The sequence below is a fragment of the Pseudomonas sp. B21_DOA genome (assembly GCA_030544685.1).
GTDB classification, from domain to species: domain Bacteria; phylum Pseudomonadota; class Gammaproteobacteria; order Pseudomonadales; family Pseudomonadaceae; genus Aquipseudomonas; species Aquipseudomonas fluorescens_AO.
In genome coordinates, this window is the sequence record CP086683.1 from 13806 (window position 1) to 39180 (window position 25375).

16 protein-coding genes and 6 pseudogenes are annotated in these 25375 nt (G+C 61.0%); 15 read left to right on the top strand and 7 right to left on the bottom strand.

Translation table 11 applies throughout. The features are described 5' to 3' along the window. Nucleotides 1-13: 13 nt before the first annotated feature. Nucleotides 14-2329 carry a penicillin-binding protein 1B gene (gene mrcB / locus LJU32_00075; protein WKV91007.1) on the bottom strand — a complete coding sequence of 772 codons (2316 nt, stop codon included), beginning with the start codon at nt 2327-2329 and terminating at the stop codon, nt 14-16. A 124-nt stretch (nt 2330-2453) separates the two neighbouring features. On the opposite strand from mrcB, the gene LJU32_00080 reads away from it, so the two are divergent. The 4 genes and pseudogenes from LJU32_00080 to LJU32_00095 all read left to right on the top strand — a co-directional run bounded on the left by LJU32_00080 (nt 2454) and on the right by LJU32_00095 (nt 5808). Beyond that, nucleotides 2454-4010, top strand: coding sequence for an AAA family ATPase (locus LJU32_00080; GenBank protein ID WKV88987.1), 1557 nt, complete (start codon nt 2454-2456; stop codon nt 4008-4010). Nucleotides 4011-4100: 90 nt separating this feature from the next. After that, nucleotides 4101-4445 carry a pentapeptide repeat-containing protein gene (locus LJU32_00085; GenBank protein WKV88988.1) on the top strand — a complete coding sequence of 115 codons (345 nt, stop codon included), beginning with the start codon at nt 4101-4103 and terminating at the stop codon, nt 4443-4445. 281 nt (nt 4446-4726) lie between these two features. Continuing rightward, nucleotides 4727-4998 (top strand): annotated as a pseudogene (locus LJU32_00090) (TfoX/Sxy family protein). A 15-nt stretch (nt 4999-5013) separates the two neighbouring features. Beyond that, nucleotides 5014-5808, top strand: coding sequence for a Crp/Fnr family transcriptional regulator (locus LJU32_00095; GenBank protein ID WKV88989.1), 795 nt, complete (start codon nt 5014-5016; stop codon nt 5806-5808). Between the two features lie 232 nt (nt 5809-6040). On the opposite strand, the pseudogene LJU32_00100 reads toward LJU32_00095, so the two are convergent. The 4 genes and pseudogenes from LJU32_00100 to LJU32_00115 form a co-directional block, all read right to left on the bottom strand. Next, nucleotides 6041-6888 (bottom strand): annotated as a pseudogene (locus tag LJU32_00100) (ChaN family lipoprotein). A 19-nt stretch (nt 6889-6907) separates the two neighbouring features. Further along, entirely contained in the window at nt 6908-7675 is a 768-nt protein-coding gene (locus tag LJU32_00105) for a heme ABC transporter ATP-binding protein (protein WKV88990.1), read from the bottom strand. Then, nucleotides 7675-8658, bottom strand: a complete 984-nt coding sequence (locus LJU32_00110) for an iron ABC transporter permease (protein WKV91008.1) — start codon at nt 8656-8658, stop codon at nt 7675-7677. The genes LJU32_00105 and LJU32_00110 overlap by 1 nt, the downstream gene beginning before the upstream one ends. Nucleotides 8659-8708: 50 nt before the next feature. Then, a complete protein-coding gene (locus LJU32_00115) occupies nt 8709-9581 on the bottom strand; it encodes an ABC transporter substrate-binding protein (GenBank protein ID WKV88991.1) in 873 nt (290 codons plus the stop codon). A gap of 165 nt (nt 9582-9746) precedes the next feature. Here LJU32_00115 and LJU32_00120 point away from each other — a divergent pair, with 165 nt between their 5' ends. Continuing rightward, nucleotides 9747-10064 (top strand): Rieske (2Fe-2S) protein, encoded by a 318-nt coding sequence (locus LJU32_00120; protein WKV88992.1) that lies wholly within the window; start codon nt 9747-9749, stop codon nt 10062-10064. Here LJU32_00120 and sfsA read toward each other — a convergent pair. Both sfsA and LJU32_00130 read right to left on the bottom strand, forming a co-directional pair. Continuing rightward, nucleotides 10061-10773, bottom strand: a pseudogene (gene sfsA / locus LJU32_00125) (DNA/RNA nuclease SfsA). The gene LJU32_00120 and the pseudogene sfsA sit on opposite strands and share 4 nt — an antisense overlap. Further along, nucleotides 10773-11941, bottom strand: a pseudogene (locus LJU32_00130) (pyridoxal phosphate-dependent aminotransferase). The pseudogenes sfsA and LJU32_00130 overlap by 1 nt, the downstream one beginning before the upstream one ends. A gap of 330 nt (nt 11942-12271) precedes the next feature. On the opposite strand from LJU32_00130, the gene dksA reads away from it, so the two are divergent. From dksA to pgi, 10 genes and pseudogenes are all read left to right on the top strand, one after another. Beyond that, entirely contained in the window at nt 12272-12715 is a 444-nt protein-coding gene (dksA, locus tag LJU32_00135; protein WKV88993.1) for an RNA polymerase-binding protein DksA, read from the top strand. A 210-nt stretch (nt 12716-12925) separates the two neighbouring features. Beyond that, on the top strand, nt 12926-13807 hold the full coding sequence (gene gluQRS, locus LJU32_00140) for a tRNA glutamyl-Q(34) synthetase GluQRS (GenBank protein WKV91009.1): 882 nt from the start codon (nt 12926-12928) through the stop codon (nt 13805-13807). A 76-nt stretch (nt 13808-13883) separates the two neighbouring features. Next, entirely contained in the window at nt 13884-14060 is a 177-nt protein-coding gene (locus LJU32_00145; GenBank protein ID WKV88994.1) for a hypothetical protein, read from the top strand. Next, nucleotides 14044-16998, top strand: coding sequence for a PAS domain S-box protein (locus LJU32_00150; GenBank protein ID WKV88995.1), 2955 nt, complete (start codon nt 14044-14046; stop codon nt 16996-16998). The genes LJU32_00145 and LJU32_00150 overlap by 17 nt, the downstream gene beginning before the upstream one ends. A 22-nt stretch (nt 16999-17020) precedes the next feature. After that, nucleotides 17021-18457, top strand: coding sequence for a sigma-54 dependent transcriptional regulator (locus LJU32_00155; protein WKV88996.1), 1437 nt, complete (start codon nt 17021-17023; stop codon nt 18455-18457). A 730-nt stretch (nt 18458-19187) separates the two neighbouring features. After that, nucleotides 19188-20587, top strand: a pseudogene (locus tag LJU32_00160) (polynucleotide adenylyltransferase PcnB). 3 nt (nt 20588-20590) lie between these two features. Then, nucleotides 20591-21075: pseudogene (gene folK, locus LJU32_00165) on the top strand (2-amino-4-hydroxy-6-hydroxymethyldihydropteridine diphosphokinase). Nucleotides 21076-21508: 433 nt separating this feature from the next. After that, nucleotides 21509-22309: a 3-methyl-2-oxobutanoate hydroxymethyltransferase gene (gene panB / locus LJU32_00170; GenBank protein WKV88997.1), complete on the top strand. Its 801-nt coding sequence runs from the start codon at nt 21509-21511 to the stop codon at nt 22307-22309. Then, nucleotides 22306-23166 (top strand): pantoate--beta-alanine ligase, encoded by an 861-nt coding sequence (panC, locus tag LJU32_00175; GenBank protein WKV88998.1) that lies wholly within the window; start codon nt 22306-22308, stop codon nt 23164-23166. The genes panB and panC overlap by 4 nt, the downstream gene beginning before the upstream one ends. A 358-nt stretch (nt 23167-23524) precedes the next feature. Further along, on the top strand, nt 23525-25189 hold the full coding sequence (gene pgi / locus LJU32_00180; GenBank protein WKV88999.1) for a glucose-6-phosphate isomerase: 1665 nt from the start codon (nt 23525-23527) through the stop codon (nt 25187-25189). The last annotated feature ends 186 nt before the right edge of the window (nt 25190-25375 follow it).

A 25375-nucleotide genomic window follows, 5' to 3' on the forward strand; every position in this document is an offset into this window, starting at 1 on the left:
AAACCCTCTTTGCTTAATTCATCCAGCCCTTGACCCAGTCCATCACCGACTCCGGCGAGGCAGGTGTTTCGCTTGCACACGCGGCGCCGGGTGGCGGTTCGCTGCCGCGAATATACGGCATCTGCACAGCGCCGGGGCAGTTGGCATCGGAACCCTGTCCGGTGCGTGAATCGACCCAGGCCTGCACGACGTTGTCCGGCTGCGGCATGTCCAGCGGCAGCGGATCGGCCTTGCGCATGAAACTGGTCCAGACCTGCAGCGCACCGGTGGCCCCGGTGAACGGCGTCTTGCCATTGTCGTCGCGGCCGAGCCAGACCACTGCCAGCAGATCCTGGCTGAAGCCGGCAAACCAACTGTCGCGCGAATCGTTACTGGTACCGGTCTTGCCCGCCAGCGTCAGGGTCTTGGGCAGCACGTTATAAACCGAACTGCCGGTACCTTCACGCATCACCCGCTGCATGGCGTTCTGGATCAGGTAAATCGAGGCCGGGTCGAAACGCTGCTCGATCTGGAACGGATAACGCTTGAGCGGCTCGCCCTCGGCGGTCAGTACGCTGCGAATACCGCGCATCGGCGTATTGAAACCACCGTTGGCCAGCGTCTGGTACATGGTCGCCACTTCGATCGGCGTCATGCCACCGGCGCCCAGCAGCATTGACGGGAACGCCGGGAATTCACGGGTAACGCCCAGGCGACCGAGAGTCTTGAGCACGTTCGGCACGCCGACTTCCAGGCCCAGACGCGAGGTCGACAGGTTGTAGGAATGCGCCAGGCCCTGATAGAGGAACACCGTACCGTGGGAGCGGCGGTCGTAGTTCTGCGGCTTCCACACCTGACCGTTGGCGCCCTTGACCGACAATGGATCGTCCGACAGCCAACTGGTCAACGTGTATTGGCTCGGTTTCTCCAGCGCGGTCAGGTACACCGCCGGTTTGATCAGTGAGCCGATCGGGCGCACCGCATCCAGTGCACGGTTGAACCCGGCGTAACTGGCCTGACGGCTGCCGATCATTGCCTGGACTTCGCCGGTTTCCGGGTTGGTCACGACCATCGCCGCTTCCACATCGTCGGAACCCTTGCGCCCGGCCAGACGCTTGAACGTGTCGTTGACCGAAGCTTCGGCTTTCATCTGCAGGATCGGATCGAAACTGGTGAAGATGCGCAGGCCTTCTTCGGTCAAGTCTTCGTCGCGATAGTCTTCGCGCAACTGGCGTTTGACCAGGTCGATAAAGCCTGGGAACGAGCTGTCGGCGAGCTTGCCGCGAGTCGTCACACCGAGCGGCATTTTCTTCGCCGCTTCGACCTGTTCGGCGGTGGCCACGCCTTGCTGCGCCAGCACGTCGAGGACCAGATTACGCCGCTCCAGCGCGCGCTCCGGGTTGCGACGCGGGTTGTAGTAGGACGGCCCCTTGACCATGCCGACCAGCAACGCGACCTGATGCAGCTTCAACTCGGACAATGGTTGGCCGAAGAAGAACTGGCTTGCCAGACCGAAACCGTGCACAGCACGCTGACCGTCCTGGCCGACGAAGACTTCGTTGAGGTAGGCCTCAAGGATTTCCTTCTTGTCGTAATGCAGTTCGAGCAGCAACGCCATCATCGCTTCGGTGAGCTTGCGGGTCAGGCTGCGTTCGCTGGTCAGGTAGAAGTTCTTCACCAACTGCTGGGTCAGCGTACTGCCGCCCTGGGTCATCTTGCCGCCGGAGGTGTTGATCCACACCGCGCGGGCGATCGATTTCGGCGACACGCCCCAGTGGCTGTAGAAGTCGCGGTCTTCAACGGCGATCAGGGTTTCGAGCAGGTATGGCGGCACCTGATCGAGTTTGATCAGGATGCGGTCTTCGAGATTTTTCGGGTAAATGCCGCCGATCATCAGCGGCTCGAGGCGCACAACCGACAGTTTCGAACCGTTGGTCGAGGACAGCTCAGCAACATAATCACCGGAGAAACGCACACGCACTGGCTGCGGTTTTTCCAGGCCTTCATAGAACTGGAAGCCGCGAGTGTTCAGGTCGACCGTGTTGCCGCTAACCGCTGCGGCGCCCGGGCCGTTGCTCACGGCTTCGCGGCGATAGCCGAGGGCATCGAGTTCGGTGAGGAAATCGTCCTTGCTGAGCTTCTGCCCGACGAACAGCTCAAGCGGGCGCGCGTAGACCTTGGCCGGGATGGTCCAACGCTTGCCGGAGAATTTCTCCTGCACCACGGCATCGAGGTAAACGGCGAAGCCAGCCAGCACTACAAGGCCGACCAGGCTGAGTTTAATGGCCCAGCTCAACCACGGACTAAGGCCCTTGGCTGGTGGTTTTTTCTTGGTACGGGGGATCGGGATCGAGTCATGGCGGCGGATTATACGCACTTTATCGATCCTCAACAGGCACGCGCAGAGGTTTGCGTCAGGCGGGCAAGCAGCCATAATGGCCGCCTCGAATTCCCCCGTCTCTGAAGGATCGCCCGTGAGCCAGTCCCTGATCGCTGCCCTGCAAAACCCGGCCCTCTACCCGCATCCCGTCGAAGGGTTTCAGGTCATCGAAACCCACATCTCGTGGGTGATTCTCACCGGGCCCTTTGCCTATAAAGTGAAGAAGCCGGTGAATTTCGGCTTTCTCGACTTCACCAGCCTCGACGCACGTGCGCATTTCTGCGCCGAAGAGCTGCGCCTCAACCAGCGTCTGACCGCTGATTTGTATCTGGACGTGTTGCCAATCACCGGCAGCGTCGAGGCACCGCAATTGGGCGGCGACGGCCCGGCTATCGAATACGTGCTGAAAATGCGCCAGTTCCCGCAGAGCGGCTTGCTCAGCACCCTGCAAGCCAATGGCGAACTGACCACGCAGCACATCGATGCGTTGGCCGAGCAGATCGCCCATTTCCACCTCAACGCCCCGAAAGTCCCGGCCGAACACGACGCCGGCACGCCGGACAGCGTGATGGCGCCGGTCGCGCAGAATTTCGAGCAGATCCTGCCGTTCCTCAGCGACAAGAACGATTGGCTGCAACTCGAGGCCCTGAAAGCCTGGGCCGAAAGCAGCTTCGAACGTCTCAAGCCGCTGTTCGCCCAGCGCAAGGCGCAAGGTTTCACCCGTGAATGCCACGGCGACATCCACTTGGGCAACGCCACTGTGATCGATGGCAACGTGGTGATCTTCGACTGCATCGAGTTCAACGAGCCATTCCGTTTCACTGACGTCTGGGCCGACACCGGTTTCCTCGCCATGGACCTGGAAGATCGTGGCCTGAAATCGCTGGCGCGTCGCCTCATCAGCCAATACCTGGAACTGACCGGCGACTATCAGGGCCTGGAAGTGCTGAACTTCTATAAAGCCTACCGCGCGCTGGTACGGGCCAAAGTGGCGCTGTTCAGCATGCCGGCGGACGCGACTGCGGTGCAGCGCGCCACCACCCTGCGTCAGTATCGCAACTACGCCAACCTGGCGGAAAGCTACAGCACCATTCCTTCGCGTTTCATGGCCATCACCCACGGCGTTTCCGCTGTCGGCAAGAGTCATGTGGCCATGCGTCTGGTCGAGGCGCTGGGCGCGATTCGCCTGCGTTCCGATGTCGAACGCAAGCGCCTGTTCGGTGAGCAGACCGTTGCCAACGATGTGCAAGCGGGCATTTACAGCGCCGACGCCAGTACCGCGACCTACGCGCGTCTGCATGAAATCGCCGAGGTGATCCTGCACGCCGGCTTCCCGGTGGTGATCGACGCGACTTACCTCAAGCGTGAGCAGCGCGACGACGCGGCGAAGATCGCCGAAGCCACCGGCACGCCGTTCCTGATCCTTGACTGCAATGCCCCGCAAGCAGTGATCGAGAGCTGGCTGGCGATCCGTCAGGCCGATCAGAAGGATCCGTCCGACGCCACCCTTGCGGTGATCGAAGCGCAACACGCCAATCGCGAAGCGCTGACGCCGGAAGAAATCCTGCGCAGCAAACGCGTGCAGACCAATGAATCCGGCACGCTGGACACCGTGGTCGCGCAGATCCGTCAGCGCCTGCCGGGTCTGTAAAAACTATTTCGGCCGTGAAGCCCTCGCTCGCTTCACGGCCGTCAAATAGTGGCACTATACTGGCGTCATAAAACCAACAGGTGATCTGACATGAGCCAGCCAAAACTGCTCGACACTCCGCTTTACGCCCTGCTGCACAAAGACGACGTTGCAGGCTTCAACAAGGAACGCCCACAGGATGGCCCGATCGACATGGTCGGCGGCGATTTCCGTGGCCTCGACCTGCGCGAACTGAACGCCGACGGCGTGGATTTCCGCGATGCGTACTTCCGCTCCGCCGACCTGCGTGGCATCGACTTCCGCAAGGCCTCGCTCGAAGGCGCCAGCCTGGCCCATGCGCAGATTTCCGGGGCGTACTTTCCGCCGGAGCTGAGTGCTGACGAGATTCTGATGTCGATGAATTTCGGCACGCGGTTGCGCTATCGCACCCGTTGAGAATCATCGTCAGCCCCTGACACCACCCTCCCTTGTAGGAGTGAGCCTGCTCGCGATAGCTGACTGACATTCAAAATGGATGTCGGCTGTTATACCGCTATCGCGAGCAGGCTCACTCCAATTGTATGCGCTACGCCCTCCTCTCTGCGTTCGCAGGTCTTTCACTCCCTCTCTTAGAAGCTTTTGCGTCGAATCCGACCAAACAACCACGCTTTTCCTACTGATGGCTACACTGCTGAGAAGCTCGCCCACGCACCATTCGGCCGTCGCAAGGAGGCTTGATGAATGATGAACTGCAACACCTGAAAAATCTTGGCAAGACGTCGGCGCAGTGGCTGCATGCCGTGGGCATCCACAGCGCCTCGGACTTGCGTCGCCTCGGTGCGGTGGATGCCTACCGGGCCGTGCGTACTCGGGGTTTCGCGCATCGAAGGTGTTGTTGTATGCGATCGAGGGCGCGTTGATGGACGTGCACTGGAACGACATCCCCGCCGAACGCAAGGACGCCTTGAACAAACAGCTCGAAGCCATTTCCACGCGCCACAAGAACTGAACAGGCGCTGACGCCATGTATTTATTGGGGGAACAATCGGCGCACGCCGACGCGTTGATCAATCGCTTGCAGAATCTTCCCGGGCAGTGGCTGGAGGATTTGTCGCCATGCGCGCCGGTCATCGAGCTGGACGCGTCCGATGATCTGTTTGCGCAAGTGCCGAGCGACCAGTTGTTCTTACTGGCCGAGGGCGTGGTGCATGGCTGCATCGCTGGCCGTGCATTGTTCTGCTGGCAGGCGGGTGATCTGCTCGGCCTGCAACGTGGCGAGCAATGGAATGACTGCCGCTTGCGCAGCGAGGGCACTGTGCGACTAGTGCCCTACGGACGCGCGGAGGTTGTGCAGCACGTGTACGCCGATCCTGATCGAGCGGAACAGTTGCTGAGCTATCTGCTTGGGCAAATGGCGCTGCTCGCCCACGCCGTGGCCGAGTTGAAACCCCGGGAGTTTCGCAGCACTAACGGCTTCAAACGCGTTGAAGCCGGCGCCGTGCTGATTCAACAGGGCGATGCGGCGGATCATGTGTTCGTGATTATCGACGGGCACGCCGAGGCATTCGTCGACGGGCACAAGGTCGGCGACGTGCCGAGGGACGAGATTTTCGGCGCCATGGCGTTGTTTACCGGCGAGCCGCGCAACGCCACGGTAGTGACGTCAGAGCCGAGCACGGTGATGTTGATTCCCGGTGATCAATTTTTGAGCATGACCCGCAGCAATCCGAAGATCGCCCACAGCCTGATTGAGGGCATGGCTCGCCGCATTGGCCAGTTGAATCGACAGATCACGCAATTGACGGCGCATCGCAGCTAGCGCAAAGCCCTTTATTCACGGGGCCTCACGACCGTTCGCAAAACTAAATTACAGATTTGCAAAATCAGCGGTTGACGCGGTAATGAGAATCGCTATGATTATCACAACTGGTCGCGAGATCAGTCGATATTCTGAAAAGCCCTTGGTTCGGACTCTCAGATTATCTCCTCATCAGGCTAATCACGGTTATTTGACCCGGTTTTTACCGGGTCTTTTTTTGCCTGTGGAAAAGTCATTTGGCGAATTGCTGGCGCATCTGTTCGCAGTAATCCGGCTTCGGCGTGGCCGGCGTGTACCAGACGTAATCGGCCATCGCCGCCGTGACCGCATCGCCCTGCTCGGCCAGCATCAAAACGGTCGGTGCCTCCGCTGCACCGAGATCCAGCAGATGCAGCGGCACGCCAACATCCTTGCGCGCATGCCAGGCACCGGCCAGCAGAATCGAAGGCACCGGCGCCGCCAGCATGCGTTCGGCCATGCGTCGATCACGCTGTTGCTGAATCGCCAGCATCGCCGGCATCTGTGATTCGGGCAGCAGGCCGCAGTGGGATTCACTGATTTGCCCAAGCAAGGTTTTTTAACCGAAAGCGCATTACTGCGCGGACCGTTCAGAGCCGGTGGATTGCGATAGAACGCGCGGATTTCGCTGTCATCAAGATTGGCCGCCAGCAGCGGATAGGGCTGCGTCAGGGCGAAGCGCACGATCGGCCCGTAAAGATTCCAGTCCCAGCCCTCTTGCCAGGCCAATGCCGCAGGCAGATCTGCCGGAGCGTATTTCGCCTGGCGCGCCGCATCGACTTTCGCTTGTTGATTCGGCGTGAGCATTTCCAGCAGCAGACTGCCTTGCGTTCGCTGCTCGCCGAGCGCCTGCAACAGCCACAATTGCGTCGCGTGATGGTCGGGATTGTCGTGCTGCTCACCCATGATCAGGCGCTCAGGATCAGCGAGACGCGCCAGCAGTTGCTGCGCGGTGAGCGTCTCGCCGCTGCGCAGATCGCGGATTTCACCGCCCACTGGCGGAACCGCCACGTGCTGACACCCCGCGAGCAACACCAGCGCCAACAACCACAATCCACGCATGCGACACCTCGATGATTGATCAGCGGGCGATGATCAGCGGATGCCCACGCTCCGGGTGCGGTTGCACCAAAACCTCCAGGCCGAACACCGCTTTGAGCGTATCCGGACGCAGCACTTGCTGCGGAGTATCCAGCGCGACAGGGCGCCCCTGCTCCAGCAACAGCACGCGATCACAATAGCGCGCCGCCAGATTCAGATCATGCAGGATCACCAGCACCGCCGCGCCACGATTGGCGAACTCGCGAACCGCCTGCAAGGTGGTGTGCTGATGCAGCGGATCGAGCATCGATGTCGGTTCGTCGAGCAACAAGGTTTGCCCGGCCTGGCCCGGCCAGAGTTGCGCCAGCACCCGCGCCAGATGCACGCGCTGACGCTCGCCACCGGACAACGCCAGATAGCTGCGCCCACTCAGGTGCCCGGCGTCGGCGGCGGCCAGCGCCGCCGCGACAATCTCGTCGTCGCGCACGCGCCCGGTCTGGTACGGCAAACGGCCCATGCCGACGACCTCTTCCACGGCGAAGGCAAAATCCAGCGTCGACACCTGCGGTAGCACCGCCAGTCGTTGTGCCCGCTGCGTTCCGCTCCAATGACTCAACGCCTGACCATCGAGCGAGACATTGCCGTCACTGGCGAGTAACTCTCCACACAAGGCGCCGAGCAAGGTGCTTTTGCCGGCGCCGTTCGGTCCCAGCACGCCAAGCACTTCACCGGGTTCGAGCCCGAGCGTGACCCCGCTGAGCACAGTCTTGCGGCCACGGCGGACATGCAGATCGCGTGCAGACAACATCAGGCACGCCCTCGCAGCAGCAGATAAAGGAAGAACGGCGCACCGATGAACGCGGTGACAATGCCGATCGGCAACTCCGCCGGCGCCAGCGCCAGGCGCGCCACCAGATCGGCGAGTAATAATAGGCTTGCACCGGCCAGCACCGAGGCTGGCAGCAGAACTTTGTGATCCGGGCCGGCCAGCAGGCGCACCAGATGCGGCACCACCAGCCCGACAAAACCGATCATGCCCGCCGCCGCCACCGCCGCGCCGACACCCAGCGCGGTGCAGAACACCAGTTCGCGCTTGAGTCGTTCGACATCGATGCCCAGATGACCGGCCTCGGATTCACCGAGCAACAAGGCATTCAATGCCTTGGCCCGACGCGGCAGCCACAGCGCCACGCCGATGGTGATGATCAGCAAGGGCCACAGTCGCGCGTAACTGGCGCCGTTGAGGCTGCCCAGGTTCCAGAATGTCAGGGTGCGCAGCGTGGCGTCATCGGCCAGATATGTGAACAGACCGACCGCCGAACTGGCCAGCGCCGTCAGCGCGATACCGGCCAACAACATGGTCGCCACATGGGTCTGACCGTTGCGCCGGCCCAGCCGATAGACCAGCGCCGTCACCCCGAGCCCGCCAAGAAACGCACACACCGACAACAGATACGGCCCAAACCACTCCGGCAGGCCGCCAAAGAACGAACCGCCGACAATCGCAATCGCCGCGCCAAGTGCCGCGCCACTGGACACGCCGACCAGTCCCGGATCGGCCAGCGGATTACGAAACAGTCCTTGCATCGCCACCCCGGACAGCGCCAGTACGCCGCCGACCGCCAAGCCGAGCAAGGTTCGCGGCAGGCGGATCTGGCCGAGAATCAGCTCAGCCTGCTCCAACCCTTGCGGCGCCAACGGCACGCCGATCAGACGCAGCGCCGCGCGCAAGGTATCGAACAGCGGCAGACTCACCGGCCCCAGCGCCAGCGACAGCCAGATCGCCAGCAGACACAGCAATGTCAGGCCGATAAACAAGCCACGGGGTTTGACCAATGCAGTCATTGGCCACCCTTGGCCGGGTAGAAGCCGTCAGTCAGGGTTTGCAAAGCAGCCGGCAGACGCGGCCCGAGACCGCCAACCAGCAGCGTTGGATCCAGCTCCATCACCCGACCGCTCTTGGCCGCGCGGCTGGAATTGAGGATGGGGTTTTCCTTGAACAATGCCGCTTTTGCCGCTTCGCCGGTCAGCGCACGGTCAGCGAACACCAGCACTTCGGGATCGAGGCTGGCGAGAGATTCCATGGAAAACGGCTTGTAGCCGGTATGCGTTGCGAGGTTATGGCCGCCGGCCTGTTGCAGCAGCCAATCGGCGGCAGTGTCCTTGCCGGCGATCAACGGCTTGCCGCCCGCATGCCCGAGCAACAGCAACACTCCGGGGGCTTTGTGCGTGGTCTGCACTTGGGCAACGCGCGCTTTCTGCGCCTGGAGTTGCTGTTGATAAATCTGCAGCAACTGCGCCGCCTGGCTTTGCGCGCCGAGCAACTGGCCCAGATGAGTGACATTTTTTTCCAGTGTCGGCAGATCAGGCTGGGCTGAAAACAACTCGACCTTGACCTTGGCCGCTTTGACTTGCGCCAGAACCGGCGGCGGGCCCATTTCTTCGGTGCCGATCAGAATGTCCGGACGCAGGCTCAAGATGCCTTCCGCCGACAGGCTGCGCTGATAGCCAATACTCGGCAGCGCCTGCAACGATTCGGGATGCTGGCTGGTGGTATCGACCCCCACCAGCTTCGACTCGCCGCCCAGTGCGCTGACCCATTCCGACAGCGCGCCGCCGGCGCTGACCCAGCGTTGCGGTAAATCCGCTGCGGCCGCCTGATGGCAGAGCAAAAGGCCGGCGCACAGCACGACAACGCGGGTTTTCAGGCGCATACACAGCTTCCTTGAACAAGGTTTCCCGGGCATCGGCGCAGCGAGCCAAGTATCCTCGGCAAACGGCCAGACTCCCTGTGGGAGAAGGTCGCCATTTGATAATTGTTTGCATTTGAACGTCAAGCTCGGACATATCCCGACACGAGCGGACATTAGAGGATAGCCATGAAGTTTCTCTGCGCCGGCGGCGATCTGTCCGAAGCCGGCAGTCGCGGTTTCGAAATCGAAGGCAAAAAGCTGTTTGCCGTACGTCGGGGTGGCCAAGTCTTTGTCTATTTCAATCGCTGCCCGCACCGGGGTGTCGGGCTGGAATGGCAGCCTGACCAGTTTCTCGACCCGAGCAACAGCCTGATCCAGTGCGCCACCCATGGCGCACTGTTTCTGATCGAGAACGGCGAATGCGTTGCCGGCCCCTGCGCCGGGCAGTCGCTGACGGCGATTGAATGCCGGGAAGACACACAAGGCGTGTGGGTCAATGTTTAACCGTTTAGCCGCACGTCGAGTCGGCGGTCGATGACCATCTCTTCATGGTCCAGGCGCACGCCGTACGCCAACACCTCGACACCGCAAGCAACCGCTTCACGCAGCGCCTCGGCGTAAGCCCAATCGATTTCCTCGGCCGGGCGCACCGCATCGATGCCGGTGAGGTTCACACAGTACAACTGCACTGCCCTGATACCGTCGCGCGCCAGATGCGCAAGCTCACGCAGGTGCTTGGCGCCGCGCTGGGTCACCGCATCGGGAAACGCCGCCACCGCCGTACCGTCGAAGCCCAACGTGACGCTTTTCACTTCGACATACGCCGGGCCACTGGGGTATTCGAGGCGGAAGTCGATGCGGCTTTCTCCTGCCCGTACGCGACTTCACGTTTTAACGCGGTAAACCCAGCCAGCTCGGTGATTACGCCGGCCTGCAGCGCTTCTTCGACCAAGCCATTGGCGCGCCCGGTGTTGACGCAAAACAGCCGGCCCTGCGGGGTTTCGCCAATTTCCCAAGTGCCGGGCAATTTGCGTTTCGGGTCATTGGAGCGACTGAACCAGACCTGCCCGCCCTCGACCTGGCAATTGAGCATAGAACCGGTGTTCGGACAGTGAATGGTCAGCAATTCGCCGCCAACGGTCTCGATATCGGCGAGAAAACGCTTGTACCGGCGAATCAGCCGCGCTTCTTCCAGAGCAGGATAAAAGCGCATCAGCCTTGCCAGCTCTTCAAACCGCGGGCAATACGCTCCACCGCTTCCTGCAAACGTGCGAGGTTTTGTGTGTAAGCGAAGCGCACGTGATGGCCGGCCTGATAACGACCGAAATCCAGTCCCGGCGTGAAGGCGACGTGCTCGGTTTCGAGGAAATGCCGGCAGAACGCGAAGGCATCCCCTCCGAATTGGCTGATATCGGCGTAGAGATAAAATGCGCCCTCCGGTTCAACGGCGATGTTGAAGCCGAGTTCACGCAGCGCTGGCAGGAGGAAGTCACGACGGCGGGCGAACTCGGCGCGGCGCCCTTCGAGAATCGCGATGGTGGCCGGCTCGAAACAGGCCAGCGCCGCGTACTGCGCCATGCTCGGCGCGCTGATGTAGAGGTTCTGCGCGAGTTTTTCCAGTTCGCTGACCGCTGCGTCTGGCGCCACCAGCCAACCCAGGCGCCAACCGGTCATGCCGAAATACTTGGAGAAACTGTTGAGGACAAAAGCGCTGTCATCGACTTCCAGCACACTGGCGGCATCAGTGCCGTAGGTCAGGCCGTGGTAGATCTCATCCACCACCAAGTGTCCGTGCCTGGCCTTGATCGCTGTGGATAACCCGGCCAGTTCATCGCGCGTCAGCAAAGTGCCTGTCGGGTTGGCCGGCGAAGCGACAAGGGCGCCGACACTGTCGTGATCCCAATGCCGCTCGACCAGATCCGGGGTCAGTTGATAACGCACCTCCGGCCCGACCGGCACCAATTGCGCCGCGCCTTCGACCAGGCGCAGAAAGTGCCGATTGCACGGGTAGCCCGGGTCGGCGAGCAGCCAGTGTTTACCCGGATCGACCAACAGGGCACTGGCCAGCAACAGCGCGCCGGAGCCCCCGGCGTGATCAGAATCCGCCGTGGGTCGATATTCAGGCCGTAACGCGAATGGTAGAAACCGGCGATCGCCTCGCGCAGCTCGGGAATGCCACGGGCGGCGGTGTAACGGGTCTTGCCGGCAGTCAACGCAGCTTGTCCGGCGCGAATGATCGGCTCGGCGGTGGTGAAGTCCGGCTCGCCGATTTCCAGATGGATCACGTCGTGGCCTTCGGCCTGCAATTCATTGGCCCGCGCCAGCAGCGCCATCACATGGAACGGTTCGATCGCACGACTGCGCGCACTGTAGGGGCCCATTGGAATGCCTTCGACGGAAAAAGAGACGATTCTACCTGTCTGCCGGAACGAGCGAGAACCCGTGGAGGTCACAGCCTCAAGAACGCTGGACTGTAACGATCTGAACGTACGCTCCAGGATTGACTAAAATCAGTGATTGAACAGGTCTCCTTCCCACAGACACGGCTTGTCAGACATCTGCAAGCGCCATCCGCCGGGGGCTCGACATCCGGGAGTAGCGCAGGCTGATTTGATCTGGTAAGTTCGCCCGCTTGCAGCCGCAGGGCCGGCAGGTGTCGGTGATGGAGCAATCCTGCGCAATGGATTACAAGAGTAGAGGCGGTCTATTTCATGTCCACCCAAGCAAAGCAACAGCAGAAAGACACGATCAGCGGCTTCGAACCTTACGTTTCGAAGGCGGGTGAAGAGTACATGGGCGCTCCAATGCGCGCGCACTTCACCAAGATCCTGAACAAGTGGAAACTGGACTTGATGCAGGAAGTCGACCGCACGGTTGATCACATGAAAGACGAAGCGGCCAATTTCCCTGACCCGGCCGACCGTGCCAGCCAGGAAGAAGAGTTCGCCCTCGAACTGCGCGCCCGCGACCGCGAGCGCAAGCTGATCAAGAAAATCGACAAGACCCTGCAACTGATCGAAGACGAAGAGTACGGCTGGTGCGAGTCCTGCGGCATCGAGATCGGCGTCAAGCGCCTCGAAGCCCGCCCGACAGCGGATCTGTGCATCGACTGCAAGACCCTGGCGGAAATCAAGGAAAAGCAGGTCGGCAAGTAATCTCGACCTGAACGAAAAACGGAGCGTGCGAACGCTCCGTTTTTGTTTCTGTGTTTTGCCCACGGAACCTGTGGGAGCGAGCCTGCTCGCGAAAGCGTCCCTTCAGACAGCTCATTATTGACTGACACAGCGCTTTCGCGAGCAGGCTCGCTCCCACAGAGGTAACCTGCTCAAATTCTGAATAGCCTTTATCGCCTCCATGACTGCCAAATCCCCGCCTACATCGGCCGCTTCGCCCCCACGCCCAGTGGTCACCTGCACTTCGGTTCGCTGGTCGCTGCGTTGGCGTCTTACCTCGACGCCCGCTCCGTCGGTGGGCGCTGGCTGGTGCGCATGGAAGATCTCGACCCGCCGCGCGAGGAGCCCGGTGCGCAAGCGGCGATTCTCAAGGCGCTGGAAAGCTACGGCTTCGAATGGGACGGCGAAATGGTCCGCCAGAGCGATCGACATGCGGCTTATGCCGAAGTGCTCGATAGCCTGTTCAACCATGGTCTGGCCTACGCCTGCACCTGCTCGCGCAAACAACTGGAGCCCTATCACGGGATTTATCCGGGGTTTTGCCGCAATGCCGGGCATGATCAGCACGACGCCGCGATCCGCCTGCGCGTGCCGGAGCTGGAATACCACTTTATTGATCGCGTGCAGGGCGAATACCGCCAGCACCTGGGCCGCGATGTCGGCGACTTCGTCATCCGTCGGCGCGATGGTCTCTACGCCTATCAACTCGCGGTGGTGCTCGATGACGCCTGGCAAGGCATCACCGACATTGTGCGTGGCGCCGATCTGCTCGATTCGACGCCGCGTCAGCTGTACCTGCAAGAACTGCTCGGCCTGAAACAGCCGCGCTATCTGCACCTGCCGCTGATCACCCAGCCGGACGGCAACAAACTCGGCAAGTCCTACCGCTCGCCGCCGCTTGAAGCCGATCAGGCCACGCCATTGCTGCTGCGGGCCTTGCGCGCACTGGGGCAGAACCCCGGCACCGAACTGGCTCACGCTTCGCCGCGTGAACTGCTGGCCTGGGGCTGTGCGAACTGGGATGCCGACAGGATCCCGCGCACACTGACCTTGCCCGAAGCGCAACTGCAATGACGACACTTGCAGTCGCGCACCCATCCGTTACCATCGCCGCACGTTTTCGGGCACGCGCATAAAAAGAGAGGCCGGGATGTACATCTATCGCTTGGTCCTGCTTCTGGTCGTCGGGATCTACCTGTTCTCCCCCGCCATCATGGATTGGTGGATCGACGCGACGGGCGCCTGGTATCGCCCTTATCTGCTCTGGCTGATCCTGATTGTCGTGACCTTCATCCTGCAGAGCCAAAAAGATGCCGATGAGCTTTAGCCTGACCCAGATGATCCTGATCAGCGCCGCGTACCTGGCGGCGCTGTTCGGCGTTGCCTGGGTCAGCGAACGGGGCATGATCCCGCGCGCGATCATTCGCCACCCGTTGACCTACACCCTGTCGCTGGGGGTTTACGCCAGTGCCTGGGCGTTCTACGGCACGGTGGGCCTGGCCTATCAGTACGGTTACGGCTTTCTGTCGAGTTATCTGGGCGTATCCGGCGCGTTTCTGCTGGCGCCGGTGCTGCTTTATCCGATCCTGAAGATCACCCGCACCTATCAACTGTCGTCGCTGGCCGACCTGTTTGCCTTCCGCTTTCGCAGTACCTGGGCCGGCGCGCTGACCACGATTTTCATGCTGATCGGCGTGCTGCCGTTGCTGGCCCTGCAGATTCAGGCCGTGGCCGACTCGATCGGTATCCTCACCGGCGAACGTGTCCAGAGTCGCGTGGCGCTGGCGTTCTGCGCGCTGATCATCCTGTTCACGATTTTCTTCGGTTCCCGGCACATCGCCACGCGCGAGAAACATGAAGGGCTGGTGTTCGCGATTGCCTTTGAATCGATCATCAAACTGATCGCTCTCGGCGGCGTTGGCCTGTACGCGCTGTATGGCGTATTCGACGGCCCGCAACAGCTCGAACTGTGGTTGCTGCAAAACCAGACCGCCCTCGCCGCCCTGCACACGCCACTACAGGAAGGCCCGTGGCGCACGCTGCTGCTGGTGTTCTTTGCCTCGGCGATCGTGATGCCGCACATGTATCACATGACCTTTACCGAAAACCTCAATCCGCGCTCGCTGGTCAGCGCCAGTTGGGGCCTGCCGCTGTTTCTGCTGCTGATGAGTCTCGCCGTACCGCTGATTCTCTGGGCCGGTCTGAAACTCGGCGCCACCACCGACCCGGAATATTTCACCCTTGGCATCGGCATTGCCGCCAACAGCAAACCGCTGGCCTTGCTCGCCTACGTCGGTGGCCTGTCGGCCGCCAGTGGCCTGATCATCGTTACAACCCTGGCCTTGTCGGGCATGGCGCTGAACCATCTGGTGCTGCCGCTCTATCAGCCGCCGGCCGAGGGCAATATCTACCGCTGGCTGAAATGGACCCGTCGGGCACTGATCGTAGCGATCATCATGGCCGGCTTCGGCTTCTACCTGATGCTCGGCGTCGAGCAGGATCTGGCCAACCTCGGCATCGTCGCGTTCGTTGCGACCCTGCAATTTCTGCCCGGGGTGTTGTCGGTGCTGTACTGGCCGACCGCCAACCGGCGCGGTTTTATTGCCGGTCTGCTGGCGGGGATCACGGTCTGGGTGGTGACCATGCTGCTGCCGCTGGTCGGCAATCTGCAGGGTTTCTATATCCCGCTGCTGAACATGATCTACGTGCTCGACGACACCAGTTGGCACATGGCAGCTATCGCCTCGCTGGCGGCCAACGTCCTGATGTTCACTTTGATTTCGCTGTTTACCAACGCCAGCCCGGAAGAAGCCAGCGCCGCCGAAGCCTGTGCGGTGGATAACGTGCGCCGCCCGCAACGCCGCGAACTGCACGCCGCCTCGCCGCAGGAGTTCGCCACGCAGTTGGCCAAGCCGCTGGGTGCCAAGGCTGCGCAGAAAGAAGTCGAGCAAGCGCTGCGCGACTTGTATCTGCCCTTCGATGAACGTCGGCCGTATGCCTTGCGCCGGTTGCGCGACCGCATTGAGGCCAACCTGTCCGGCCTGATGGGCCCGAGCGTTGCGCAGGATATGGTGGAAACCTTCCTGCCCTATAAGGCTGGCGGCGAAAACTACGTCACCGAAGACATTCACTTCATTGAAAGCCGTCTCGAGGATTACCACTCGCGCCTCACCGGCCTGGCCGCCGAGCTCGACGCCCTGCGCCGCTACCACCGCCAGACCTTGCAGGAACTGCCGATGGGCGTCTGCTCGCTGGCCAAGGATCAGGAGATCCTGATGTGGAACAAGGCCATGGAAGAGCTGACCGGCATCGCCGCGCAACGGGTGGTCGGTTCGCGCCTGAGCACCATCGCCAATCCGTGGAAAGAATTGCTGCAAGGTTTTATCAATCTGCCCGACGAGCATTTGCACAAACAGCACCTGGCGCTGGATGGTCAGACTCGCTGGCTGAACCTGCATAAAGCGGCAATCGACGAGCCGTTGGCCCCGGGTAACAGTGGCCTGGTGTTACTGGTCGAGGATCTGACCGAAACGCAGATGCTCGAAGATAAACTGGTGCATTCCGAACGGCTGGCCAGCATCGGCCGACTCGCAGCAGGTGTGGCCCACGAAATCGGCAACCCGATCACCGGCATCGCCTGCCTGGCGCAGAACCTGCGCGAAGAGCGTGAAGACGACGGCGAGCTGACGGAAATCAGCGGGCAGATTCTCGAGCAGACCAAACGCGTTTCGCGCATCGTCCAGTCGCTGATGAGCTTCGCCCATGCCGGCAGCCATCAGCACAGCGACGAACCAGTGTGTCTGGCCGAAGTCGCGCAGGACGCCATCGGCCTGCTGGCGCTGAACCGGCGCAATTTCGAAGTGCAGTTCTACAACCTGTGCGATCCCGACCATTGGGTCGAAGGCGATCCGCAACGGCTTGCCCAGGTGCTGATCAATCTGCTCTCCAACGCCCGCGACGCCTCGCCTCCGCACAGTGCGGTACGGGTCAAGAGCGAAGCCGGCGAACACACGGTCGATCTGATCGTCGAAGACGAAGGCAGCGGGATTCCGTCGAGCATCATGGACCGATTGTTCGAACCTTTCTTCACCACCAAGGACCCGGGTGAAGGCACCGGTCTGGGCCTTGCACTGGTCTATTCCATCGTTGAAGAGCATTATGGACAAATCACCATCGACAGCCCGGCTGATGTACAAAGCCAACGCGGCACCCGTATTCGGGTGACCTTACCGCGTCATGTCGAAGCGACGTCCGCTGTGAACTGAGACCGTCGAGAGTATCGAATCAATGCCGCACATTTTGATCGTCGAAGACGAAACCATTATCCGCTCCGCCTTGCGCCGCCTGCTGGAACGCAACCAGTACCAGGTCAGCGAAGCCGGATCAGTGCAGGAAGCACAAGAACGCTTCACCATTCCTACGTTCGATCTGATCGTCAGCGACCTGCGCCTGCCAGGCGCTCCGGGCACCGAGCTGATCAAGCTCGGGCAAGGCACACCGGTGCTGATCATGACCAGTTACGCCAGCCTGCGCTCGGCGGTCGACTCGATGAAAATGGGCGCGGTCGATTACATCGCCAAGCCGTTCGACCACGATGAAATGCTCCAGGCGGTTGCGCGGATCCTGCGCGATCGCCAGTCGGCGCCGGCTGCCGGCGAAGCCACGGCGAGCAAGCCTGCCGCTGGCAATGGCAAAGCCGCTGTGGATAACAGCAATGGTGAAATTGGCATCATCGGTTCGTGCCCACCGATGCAGGACCTGTACAGCAAGATCCGCAAGGTCGCGCCAACCGACTCCAACGTGTTGATTCAGGGTGAGTCCGGTACCGGTAAAGAACTGGTGGCCCGCGCCCTGCACAATCTATCGAAACGCGCCAAGGCGCCGATGATCTCGGTGAACTGCGCGGCGATTCCGGAAAGCCTCATTGAGTCGGAACTGTTCGGCCACGAGAAAGGCGCGTTCACCGGCGCCAGCGCCGGGCGTGCCGGTCTGGTCGAAGCGGCGGACGGCGGCACCTTGTTCCTCGATGAAATCGGCGAACTGCCCCTCGAAGCCCAGGCTCGCTTGCTGCGGGTCTTGCAGGAGGGCGAGATTCGCCGCGTAGGTTCTGTGCAATCGCAGAAAGTCGATGTGCGCCTGATCGCTGCAACTCACCGCGATCTGAAGAGCCTGGCGAAAATTGGCCAGTTCCGTGAAGACCTTTATTACCGTCTGCACGTGATTGCCCTGAAGCTGCCGCCGCTGCGCGAGCGTGGCGCCGACGTCAACGAAATCGCCAATGCCTTCCTCGCTCGCCAGAGCGCGCGGATCAATCGCACCGACCTGAAATTCGCCGCCGATGCCGAACAGGCGATCCGGCACTATTCCTGGCCTGGTAACGTCCGTGAACTGGAGAACGCGGTTGAGCGCGCGGTGATTCTCAGCGAAAGCCCGGAGATTTCGGCCGACCTGCTGGGCATCGACATCGAGCTGAGCGATCTGGAAGACGACGAGTTCATCGGTCTGCCGCCGCAAACCGGCGGTAACGCCAGCAACAGCAGCCATGAGCCGACCGAGGATCTGTCGCTGGAAGACTATTTCCAGCATTTCGTCCTCGAGCATCAGGACCACATGACCGAGACCGAACTGGCACGCAAACTCGGCGTCAGCCGCAAATGCCTGTGGGAACGCCGCCAGCGTCTGGGCATTCCACGGCGCAAGACCGGGGTTGCCAGCGAGAGCTGAGCGTTACCCACCGCGTGCGCGGGTAACGCATGACAATGTGAAAAAACTGTTACCGCAGTCGATTCACGTAACAGAAGCCGGGGTTATCGGTAACGAAACCCCGGCTTTTTTCGCCCCTGCAAAACGGCTATATCGACCTAACCCCTTGTTTTGCTGGGCCTGGCAAAAGTTGGCACGCACCCTGCTATATGTTTGGTACAAGAACAATAACAAGCAATGCACAAGACAATAAAAATAAGACGAATCGACTCACGCACAATAAAAACAAGACGGCGAGAGGCGCAGCTAACTGATTCTTTTGGAGAGGCGTTGTATTTGGGGCTTGCCCCACGACCAGGCCGAGAACAACAAAAACTGTCCTAAGACAGAGCCTGTACTGGTTGGATCGAGAGATCACTGCAATTCAGCGACCAAAGCAATCCGTTTGCTCTTGGCTCCCGATTGGGAGGGTCACGAAGGAAACACTTCGTGGCGAGGGCACTCAACAAAAACAAGAAGCCCGAATCAATAATAAAAAGAGCACGCAACTACTTCTTGGGGAGCTTCGGCTCCCTTGTAGTTTCTCCCTTCCGTGAAATCCCCCGTTTTCCTCGCTCGACCCTTGTAGCTTGGGGCTTGCAGCTCATATCTGCCGCGTCCTACACCATCCCCCGACTAAATGCTAGAATCTGCGCCCATCATGCGGTCATTCTTTTGGTATGGCCGAACATTCCTTCAAACAGTGCATCCCATGCTGAAGAAGCTGTTCCAGTCATTCCGAACTCCCGTGCGTCGTACGCAACACATCCGCAGCACCCCTGAAGTGCTCAACAGCGGCCAACATTCGCTGCAGAAAACGCAGTTCAGCCGCTATGCGGTGAATATTGTCGAACGCCTGCAAGGTGCCGGTTACCAGGCTTATCTGGTCGGCGGTTGCGTGCGTGACATGCTGCTGGGCATCACGCCCAAGGACTTCGACGTCGCCACCAGTGCCACCCCGAGCAGGTGCGTGCCGAATTCCGCAATGCGCGAATCATCGGCCGCCGCTTCAAGCTGGTGCACATCCATTTCGGTCGCGAAATCATTGAAGTCGCGACCTTCCGCGCCAATCACCCGGTCAACGAAGACGAGGAAGACAGCAACCAGTCTTCGCGCAACGAGAGCGGGCGCATTCTGCGCGACAACGTCTACGGCACTCTGGAAGAAGACGCGCAACGTCGCGACTTCACCATCAACGCCCTGTATTACGATCCGGTCAGTGAGCGCATTCTCGATTACGCCAACGGCGTGCACGACATCCGCAATCACCTGATCCGCCTGATCGGCGACCCGAAGCAGCGTTACCAGGAAGACCCGGTGCGCATGCTGCGGGCCGTGCGTTTCGCCGCCAAGCTCAACTTCGGCATCGAGAAGCACACCGTGCAGCCGATCCGTGAGCTGGCACCGATGCTGCGCGAGATTCCGTCGGCGCGGCTGTTCGAAGAAGTGCTCAAGCTGTTCCTCTCCGGCCACGGCGCGATCACCTTTGAAATGCTGGTTGATCTGCAACTGTTCGCCCCGCTGTTCCCGGCCAGTGCCGAGGCGCTGGAATACAACCCGGAATACACCCATACGCTGATCAGCGAAGCACTGACCAACACCGACCTGCGCATCAAGCAGAACAAACCGGTGACCCCGGCGTTCCTCTTTGCCGCCCTGCTCTGGCCTGCGCTGCCGGCGCGAGTGTTGCGTCTGCAGGAACGTGGCATGCCGCCGATTCCGGCGATGCAGGAAGCCGCTCACGAGCTGATCGCCGAACAGTGCCAGCGCATCGCGATTCCGAAGCGCTTCACCATGCCGATCCGCGAAATCTGGGACATGCAGGAACGCCTGCCACGGCGCAGCGGCAAACGCGCCGATCTGTTGCTGGACAACCCGCGCTTCCGTGCCGGTTACGATTTCCTGCTGCTGCGCGAAAGCGCCGGTGAGGAGACCGATGGTCTCGGCGAATGGTGGACCGATTATCAGGACGCCAACGACAGCGAGCGCCGCGACATGATCCGCGACCTCAGCGGCAAGGGTGACGATGCCAGCGGCGCGCCACGCAAACGTCGCCGCAGCGGCGGCTCCAAGCGCAAGCGCGCCGGCGCTTCGAGCGCGACGGGCGAGTAAGTCATGGAGCGCATCTACATCGGTCTGGGCAGCAACCTCGCTGACCCGGCCGGGCAATTGCGCAGCGCCGTTGCGGCGCTGGGGCAATTGCCGCAGACCACCCTTTCCGGCGTCTCAGCCTTTTATCAAAGCGATTCGCTGTTGCCGGGCCAGCCGCGTTACACCAACGCCGTCGTCGCCCTCGACAGCGCGCTCGCACCGTTAGAGCTGCTCGACGCCTTGCAGGCAATCGAGAATGAGCAGGGCCGCGAGCGTCTGGAGCGCTGGGGGCCACGCACGCTGGATCTGGATATTCTGCTGTTCGGCGATCGCCTGATCGATGAGCCACGGCTGAAAGTCCCGCATTATCAGATTCAGGAGCGGGCCTTTGTGCTCTACCCCTCGCTGAACTGGCGCCGCAAGACCTGCGGCTGACCGATGGCCGCGCCCTCTCCGACCTTCTGGCCGCTTGCCCGTTCGTCGGTCTTGAGCGCCTCTCCCAGCCCTGACAAAAATCTTCTGTGAAATGTGGTTGTGTGGCGAGGGATTTATCCCCGTTGGACTGCGAAGCAGGCCCAAATCTGACCAAGCTGTATACAACATGGGGCCGCTCCGCGACCCAACGGGGATAAATCCCCTCGCCACAGGTCACCTGCCAATCTCCAGTTTTTGTCAGACAAAAATCCCCCGAATCAGGCCCGCAGCGCCGCTGAATCGCATCAGTAACGCCGGTAACACCGCCCGCGTAACAATGCGGTAACACACGCAATTGACTTCCGGTTGGCTCATCACGACTATAGGCGTCCCGCTGCCGCCAACCCGGCATGAACGGGCGCAATCCAGGCTTTTCAAAGCACGACACAAGACCGTGCGCCTGAGTAGATGAAGAATCACGCGCGTGACTCGCAGCAGTTTCCAGAGCGCCTGAACGAGGATTTTTACATGCCAGCCATCACCCTGACCACGCTCCAGAGCCTCAAGCAGAAAGGTGAAAAGATCACCATGCTGACCTGCTATGACGCGACCTTCGCTCACGCCTGCAACGAGGCCGGTGTCGAAGTGCTGCTGGTCGGCGACTCCCTCGGTATGGTTCTGCAGGGTCATGACAGCACCCTGCCAGTGACCACGGCGGAAATGGCCTACCACGTCGCCAGCGTCAAGCGTGGCAATGGTGATGCCCTGATCCTCGCCGACCTGCCGTTCATGGCCAATGCCACCCTTGAACAGACCATGACCAACAGCGCCATGCTGATGCAGGCCGGTGCGCACATGGTCAAGGTCGAAGGTCAACTGTGGCTGGCGGAGTCGATCCGCTTGCTCGCCGAGCGCGGTGTGCCGGTGTGTGCGCACATGGGCCTGACCCCGCAAGCAGTGAACATTCTCGGCGGCTATAAAGTGCAGGGCCGCAACGAGAACCAGGCGCGGCAGATGCGTGCCGATGCGATCGCGCTGGAGCAGGCCGGTGCGGCCATGCTGTTGCTCGAGTGCGTACCGAGCGAACTGGCGGCGGAAATCAGCCAGGCCGTGGGCATTCCGGTGATCGGCATCGGCGCCGGCAACGCCACCGACGGTCAGGTGTTGGTATTGCACGACATGCTCGGCCTGTCGATCACCGGCCGCGTCCCCAAATTCGTCAAGAACTTCATGCAGGGTCAGGACAGCATCCAGTCCGCGCTGAAGGCTTACGTCAGCGAAGTCAAAGCCACCACGTTCCCCGGCATCGAACACGGATTCTCTGCATGAACACCGTCAAAACCGTACGCGAACTACGCGCCGCCGTCGCCCGCGCGCGCAGTGAAGGCAAGCGCATCGGCTTCGTGCCGACCATGGGCAACCTGCACAGCGGCCACGTCGCATTGATCACCAAAGCTACCCAGCGAGTCGATTTCGTCGTCGCGAGTATTTTCGTCAACCCGCTGCAATTCGGCGTCGGCGAAGACCTCGACAAATACCCGCGCACCCTCGCCGCCGATCAGGAAAAGCTCCTCGAGGCCGGTTGCGACCTGCTGTTCGCGCCGACGGTCGATGAGATGTACCCGGACGGCATGGCCGGACAAACCCGGGTCAGCGTGCCGCAATTATCCGAAGGCCTGTGTGGTGCCAGCCGTCCGGGGCACTTCGAAGGTGTGGCGACGGTGGTCAGCAAGCTGTTCAACATGGTCCAGCCGGATCTGGCGATCTTCGGCCAGAAGGATTACCAGCAACTGGCGGTGATCCGCGCACTGGTGCACGACCTGAACATGCCGATCCAGATCATCGGCGAGCCGACCGTGCGTGCAGCGGACGGTCTGGCGCTGTCGTCGCGCAACGGTTTCCTCAATGAAGACCAGCGCGCCGTGGCGCCGGTGGTGTATCGCGTGCTGAGCAGCATTGCCGAAGCGATCAAGCAAGGTGAGCGTGATTACCCGGCGCTGATCGCTGCACAGTTGCAGGTGCTGGAAGCGGCGGGTCTGCGTCCGGATTATCTGGAAATCCGTCATGGCCTGACCTTGCGTCCGGCGACGGCGGAAGACCGCGACCTGGTGATTCTGGCGGCGGCGTTCCTCGGCACTACGCGGCTGATCGACAACCTGCACCTGAATCTCGATAGCCCGATTTAAGCAGCAACGAATGTCCCTGTGGGAGCGAGCCTGCTCGCGAAGACGGTGTATCAGCGACTTATAAGTTGCCTGACACCACGGCTTCGCGAGCAGGCTCGCTCCCACAAGTGTTTTCGGTGCATGCCGGTTGGGCGAAACTCTTCCGGGCACCTCCGTTTGTCGGGCAAATCCCCGTTCGGATGTTAAAAAAGTACAGGGATCTGGTCAGACAAAGTCAAGACAGAACGCAGCGCGAGGTTTACTGTATTCGCCCTGTGTCCAGATATCGTGTCGACGCAGTTGATCCCATGCGCTAAAAGGGCATGGCTGATCTGCACCGTGTTCAAAAGGCCGTTCAAGTAAAAGGAAAACCGCAGCGATGGCGTACTACCGCACTCCTCACGACGTTACCGCTCTGCCCGCCTGGCAAGCGTTGAAAGATCACCGCCAAGCCATGCAGGATTTCAGCATGCGCGAAGCCTTCAACGCCGATCCGCAGCGTTTCAATCAGTTCACCCTCAGCAGCTGCGGCCTGTTTCTCGATTATTCGAAGAATTTGATCAACGCCGAGACCCGCAATCTACTGGTGGGTCTGGCCAATGAAGTCGATCTGAAGGGCGCGATCAAAGCGCTGTTCGACGGCGAAATCGTCAACGCCTCCGAAGGCCGCCCGGCACTGCACACCGCCCTGCGCCGCCCGGTCGGCGACAAGCTGTCGGTCAACGGCGTCAACGTGATGCCGGAAGTGCACAAGGTCTTGAACCAGATCACCGATCTGGTCGGCCGCATTCACGACGGACTGTGGCGTGGTTACACCGAGAAGCCGATCACCGACGTGGTCAACATCGGCATCGGTGGTTCGTTCCTCGGCCCGGAGCTGGTGTCCGAAGCGCTGCTGTCCTATGCGCAAAAAGGCGTGCGTTGCCATTACCTGGCGAACATTGACGGCAGTGAATTCCACGAGCTGACGCAGAAACTGCGCGCCGAGACCACGCTGTTCATCGTTTCGTCGAAGTCGTTCAACACCCTCGAAACCCTGAAGAATGCTCAGGCCGCACGCGCCTGGTACCTGGCGCAGGGCGGTTCGGAAGCCGAGCTGTATCGCCACTTCATCGCGGTATCGAGCAACAACGCCGCTGCGGTGGCCTTCGGTATCCGTGAAGAAAACATCTTCCCGATGTGGGATTGGGTCGGCGGCCGTTATTCGCTGTGGTCGGCGATCGGTTTGCCGATCGCCCTGGCCATCGGCATGTCCAACTTCAAGGAACTGCTGTCTGGTGCCTACACCATGGACCAGCATTTCCAGACCGCGCCGTTCGAACAGAACATGCCAGTGCTGCTGGCTCTGCTCGGCGTGTGGTACGGCAATTTCTGGGGCGCGCAAAGCCACGCGATCCTGCCGTACGACCACTACCTGCGCAACATCACCAAGCACTTGCAACAACTGGACATGGAATCCAACGGCAAGAGCGTGCGTCAGGACGGCACCTCGGTGTCGACCGATACCGGCCCGGTGATCTGGGGCGGCGTCGGCTGCAACGGTCAGCACGCTTACCACCAGTTGCTGCACCAGGGCACCCAGCTGATTCCGGCTGACTTCATCGTGCCGATCGTCAGCTTCAACCCGGTCTCCGACCACCACCAGTGGCTGTACGCCAACTGCCTGTCGCAGAGCCAGGCGCTGATGCTCGGCAAGACCCTGCCGGAAGCCGAAGCCGAACTGCGCGACAAAGGCATGGGCGAAGACGACGTGCGCAAACTGGCGCCGCACAAGGTGATCCCGGGCAATCGTCCGAGCAACACTCTGGTAGTCGAACGCATCAGCCCGCGTCGCCTCGGCGCGCTGGTTGCCATGTATGAGCACAAAGTGTTCGTGCAAAGCGTGGTCTGGGGCATCAACGCCTTCGACCAGTGGGGTGTGGAACTGGGCAAGGAATTGGGCAAAGGCGTCTACAACCGCCTGGTCGGCAGCGACGAGACCGTGGCTGACGATGCCTCGACTCAGGGCCTGATCAACTATTTCCGCGGGCGTCATCGCGGCTGATCCAAGCCTCCGGGCACAACGCTGTTTCCTGTGGGAGCGAGCCTGCTCGCGAAAGCGGTTCTTCATTCAACACCTTCGTTGACTGAGACACCGTATTCGCGAGCAGGCTCGCTCCCACAGTTGTTTTGGCACATGACTTGAACCTGTGCAGCGCTCGGCGCATCTTTATTCGTGTCGCACCACAAG

What these genes read in the sequence shown, in the direction of transcription:
- pgi (WKV88999.1), top strand. Translation starts at nt 23,525, where the DNA reads ATGGCGTACTACCGCACTCCTCACGACGTTACCGCTCTGCCCGCCTGG.
- dksA (WKV88993.1), top strand. Translation starts at nt 12,272, where the DNA reads ATGTCCACCCAAGCAAAGCAACAGCAGAAAGACACGATCAGCGGCTTC.
- LJU32_00085 (WKV88988.1), top strand. Translation starts at nt 4,101, where the DNA reads ATGAGCCAGCCAAAACTGCTCGACACTCCGCTTTACGCCCTGCTGCAC.
- panB (WKV88997.1), top strand. Translation starts at nt 21,509, where the DNA reads ATGCCAGCCATCACCCTGACCACGCTCCAGAGCCTCAAGCAGAAAGGT.
- LJU32_00150 (WKV88995.1), top strand. Translation starts at nt 14,044, where the DNA reads ATGCCGATGAGCTTTAGCCTGACCCAGATGATCCTGATCAGCGCCGCG.
- LJU32_00155 (WKV88996.1), top strand. Translation starts at nt 17,021, where the DNA reads ATGCCGCACATTTTGATCGTCGAAGACGAAACCATTATCCGCTCCGCC.
- LJU32_00105 (WKV88990.1), bottom strand. Translation starts at nt 7,675, where the DNA reads ATGTTGTCTGCACGCGATCTGCATGTCCGCCGTGGCCGCAAGACTGTG.
- LJU32_00095 (WKV88989.1), top strand. Translation starts at nt 5,014, where the DNA reads ATGTATTTATTGGGGGAACAATCGGCGCACGCCGACGCGTTGATCAAT.
- LJU32_00115 (WKV88991.1), bottom strand. Translation starts at nt 9,581, where the DNA reads ATGCGCCTGAAAACCCGCGTTGTCGTGCTGTGCGCCGGCCTTTTGCTC.
- panC (WKV88998.1), top strand. Translation starts at nt 22,306, where the DNA reads ATGAACACCGTCAAAACCGTACGCGAACTACGCGCCGCCGTCGCCCGC.
- LJU32_00145 (WKV88994.1), top strand. Translation starts at nt 13,884, where the DNA reads ATGTACATCTATCGCTTGGTCCTGCTTCTGGTCGTCGGGATCTACCTG.
- LJU32_00120 (WKV88992.1), top strand. Translation starts at nt 9,747, where the DNA reads ATGAAGTTTCTCTGCGCCGGCGGCGATCTGTCCGAAGCCGGCAGTCGC.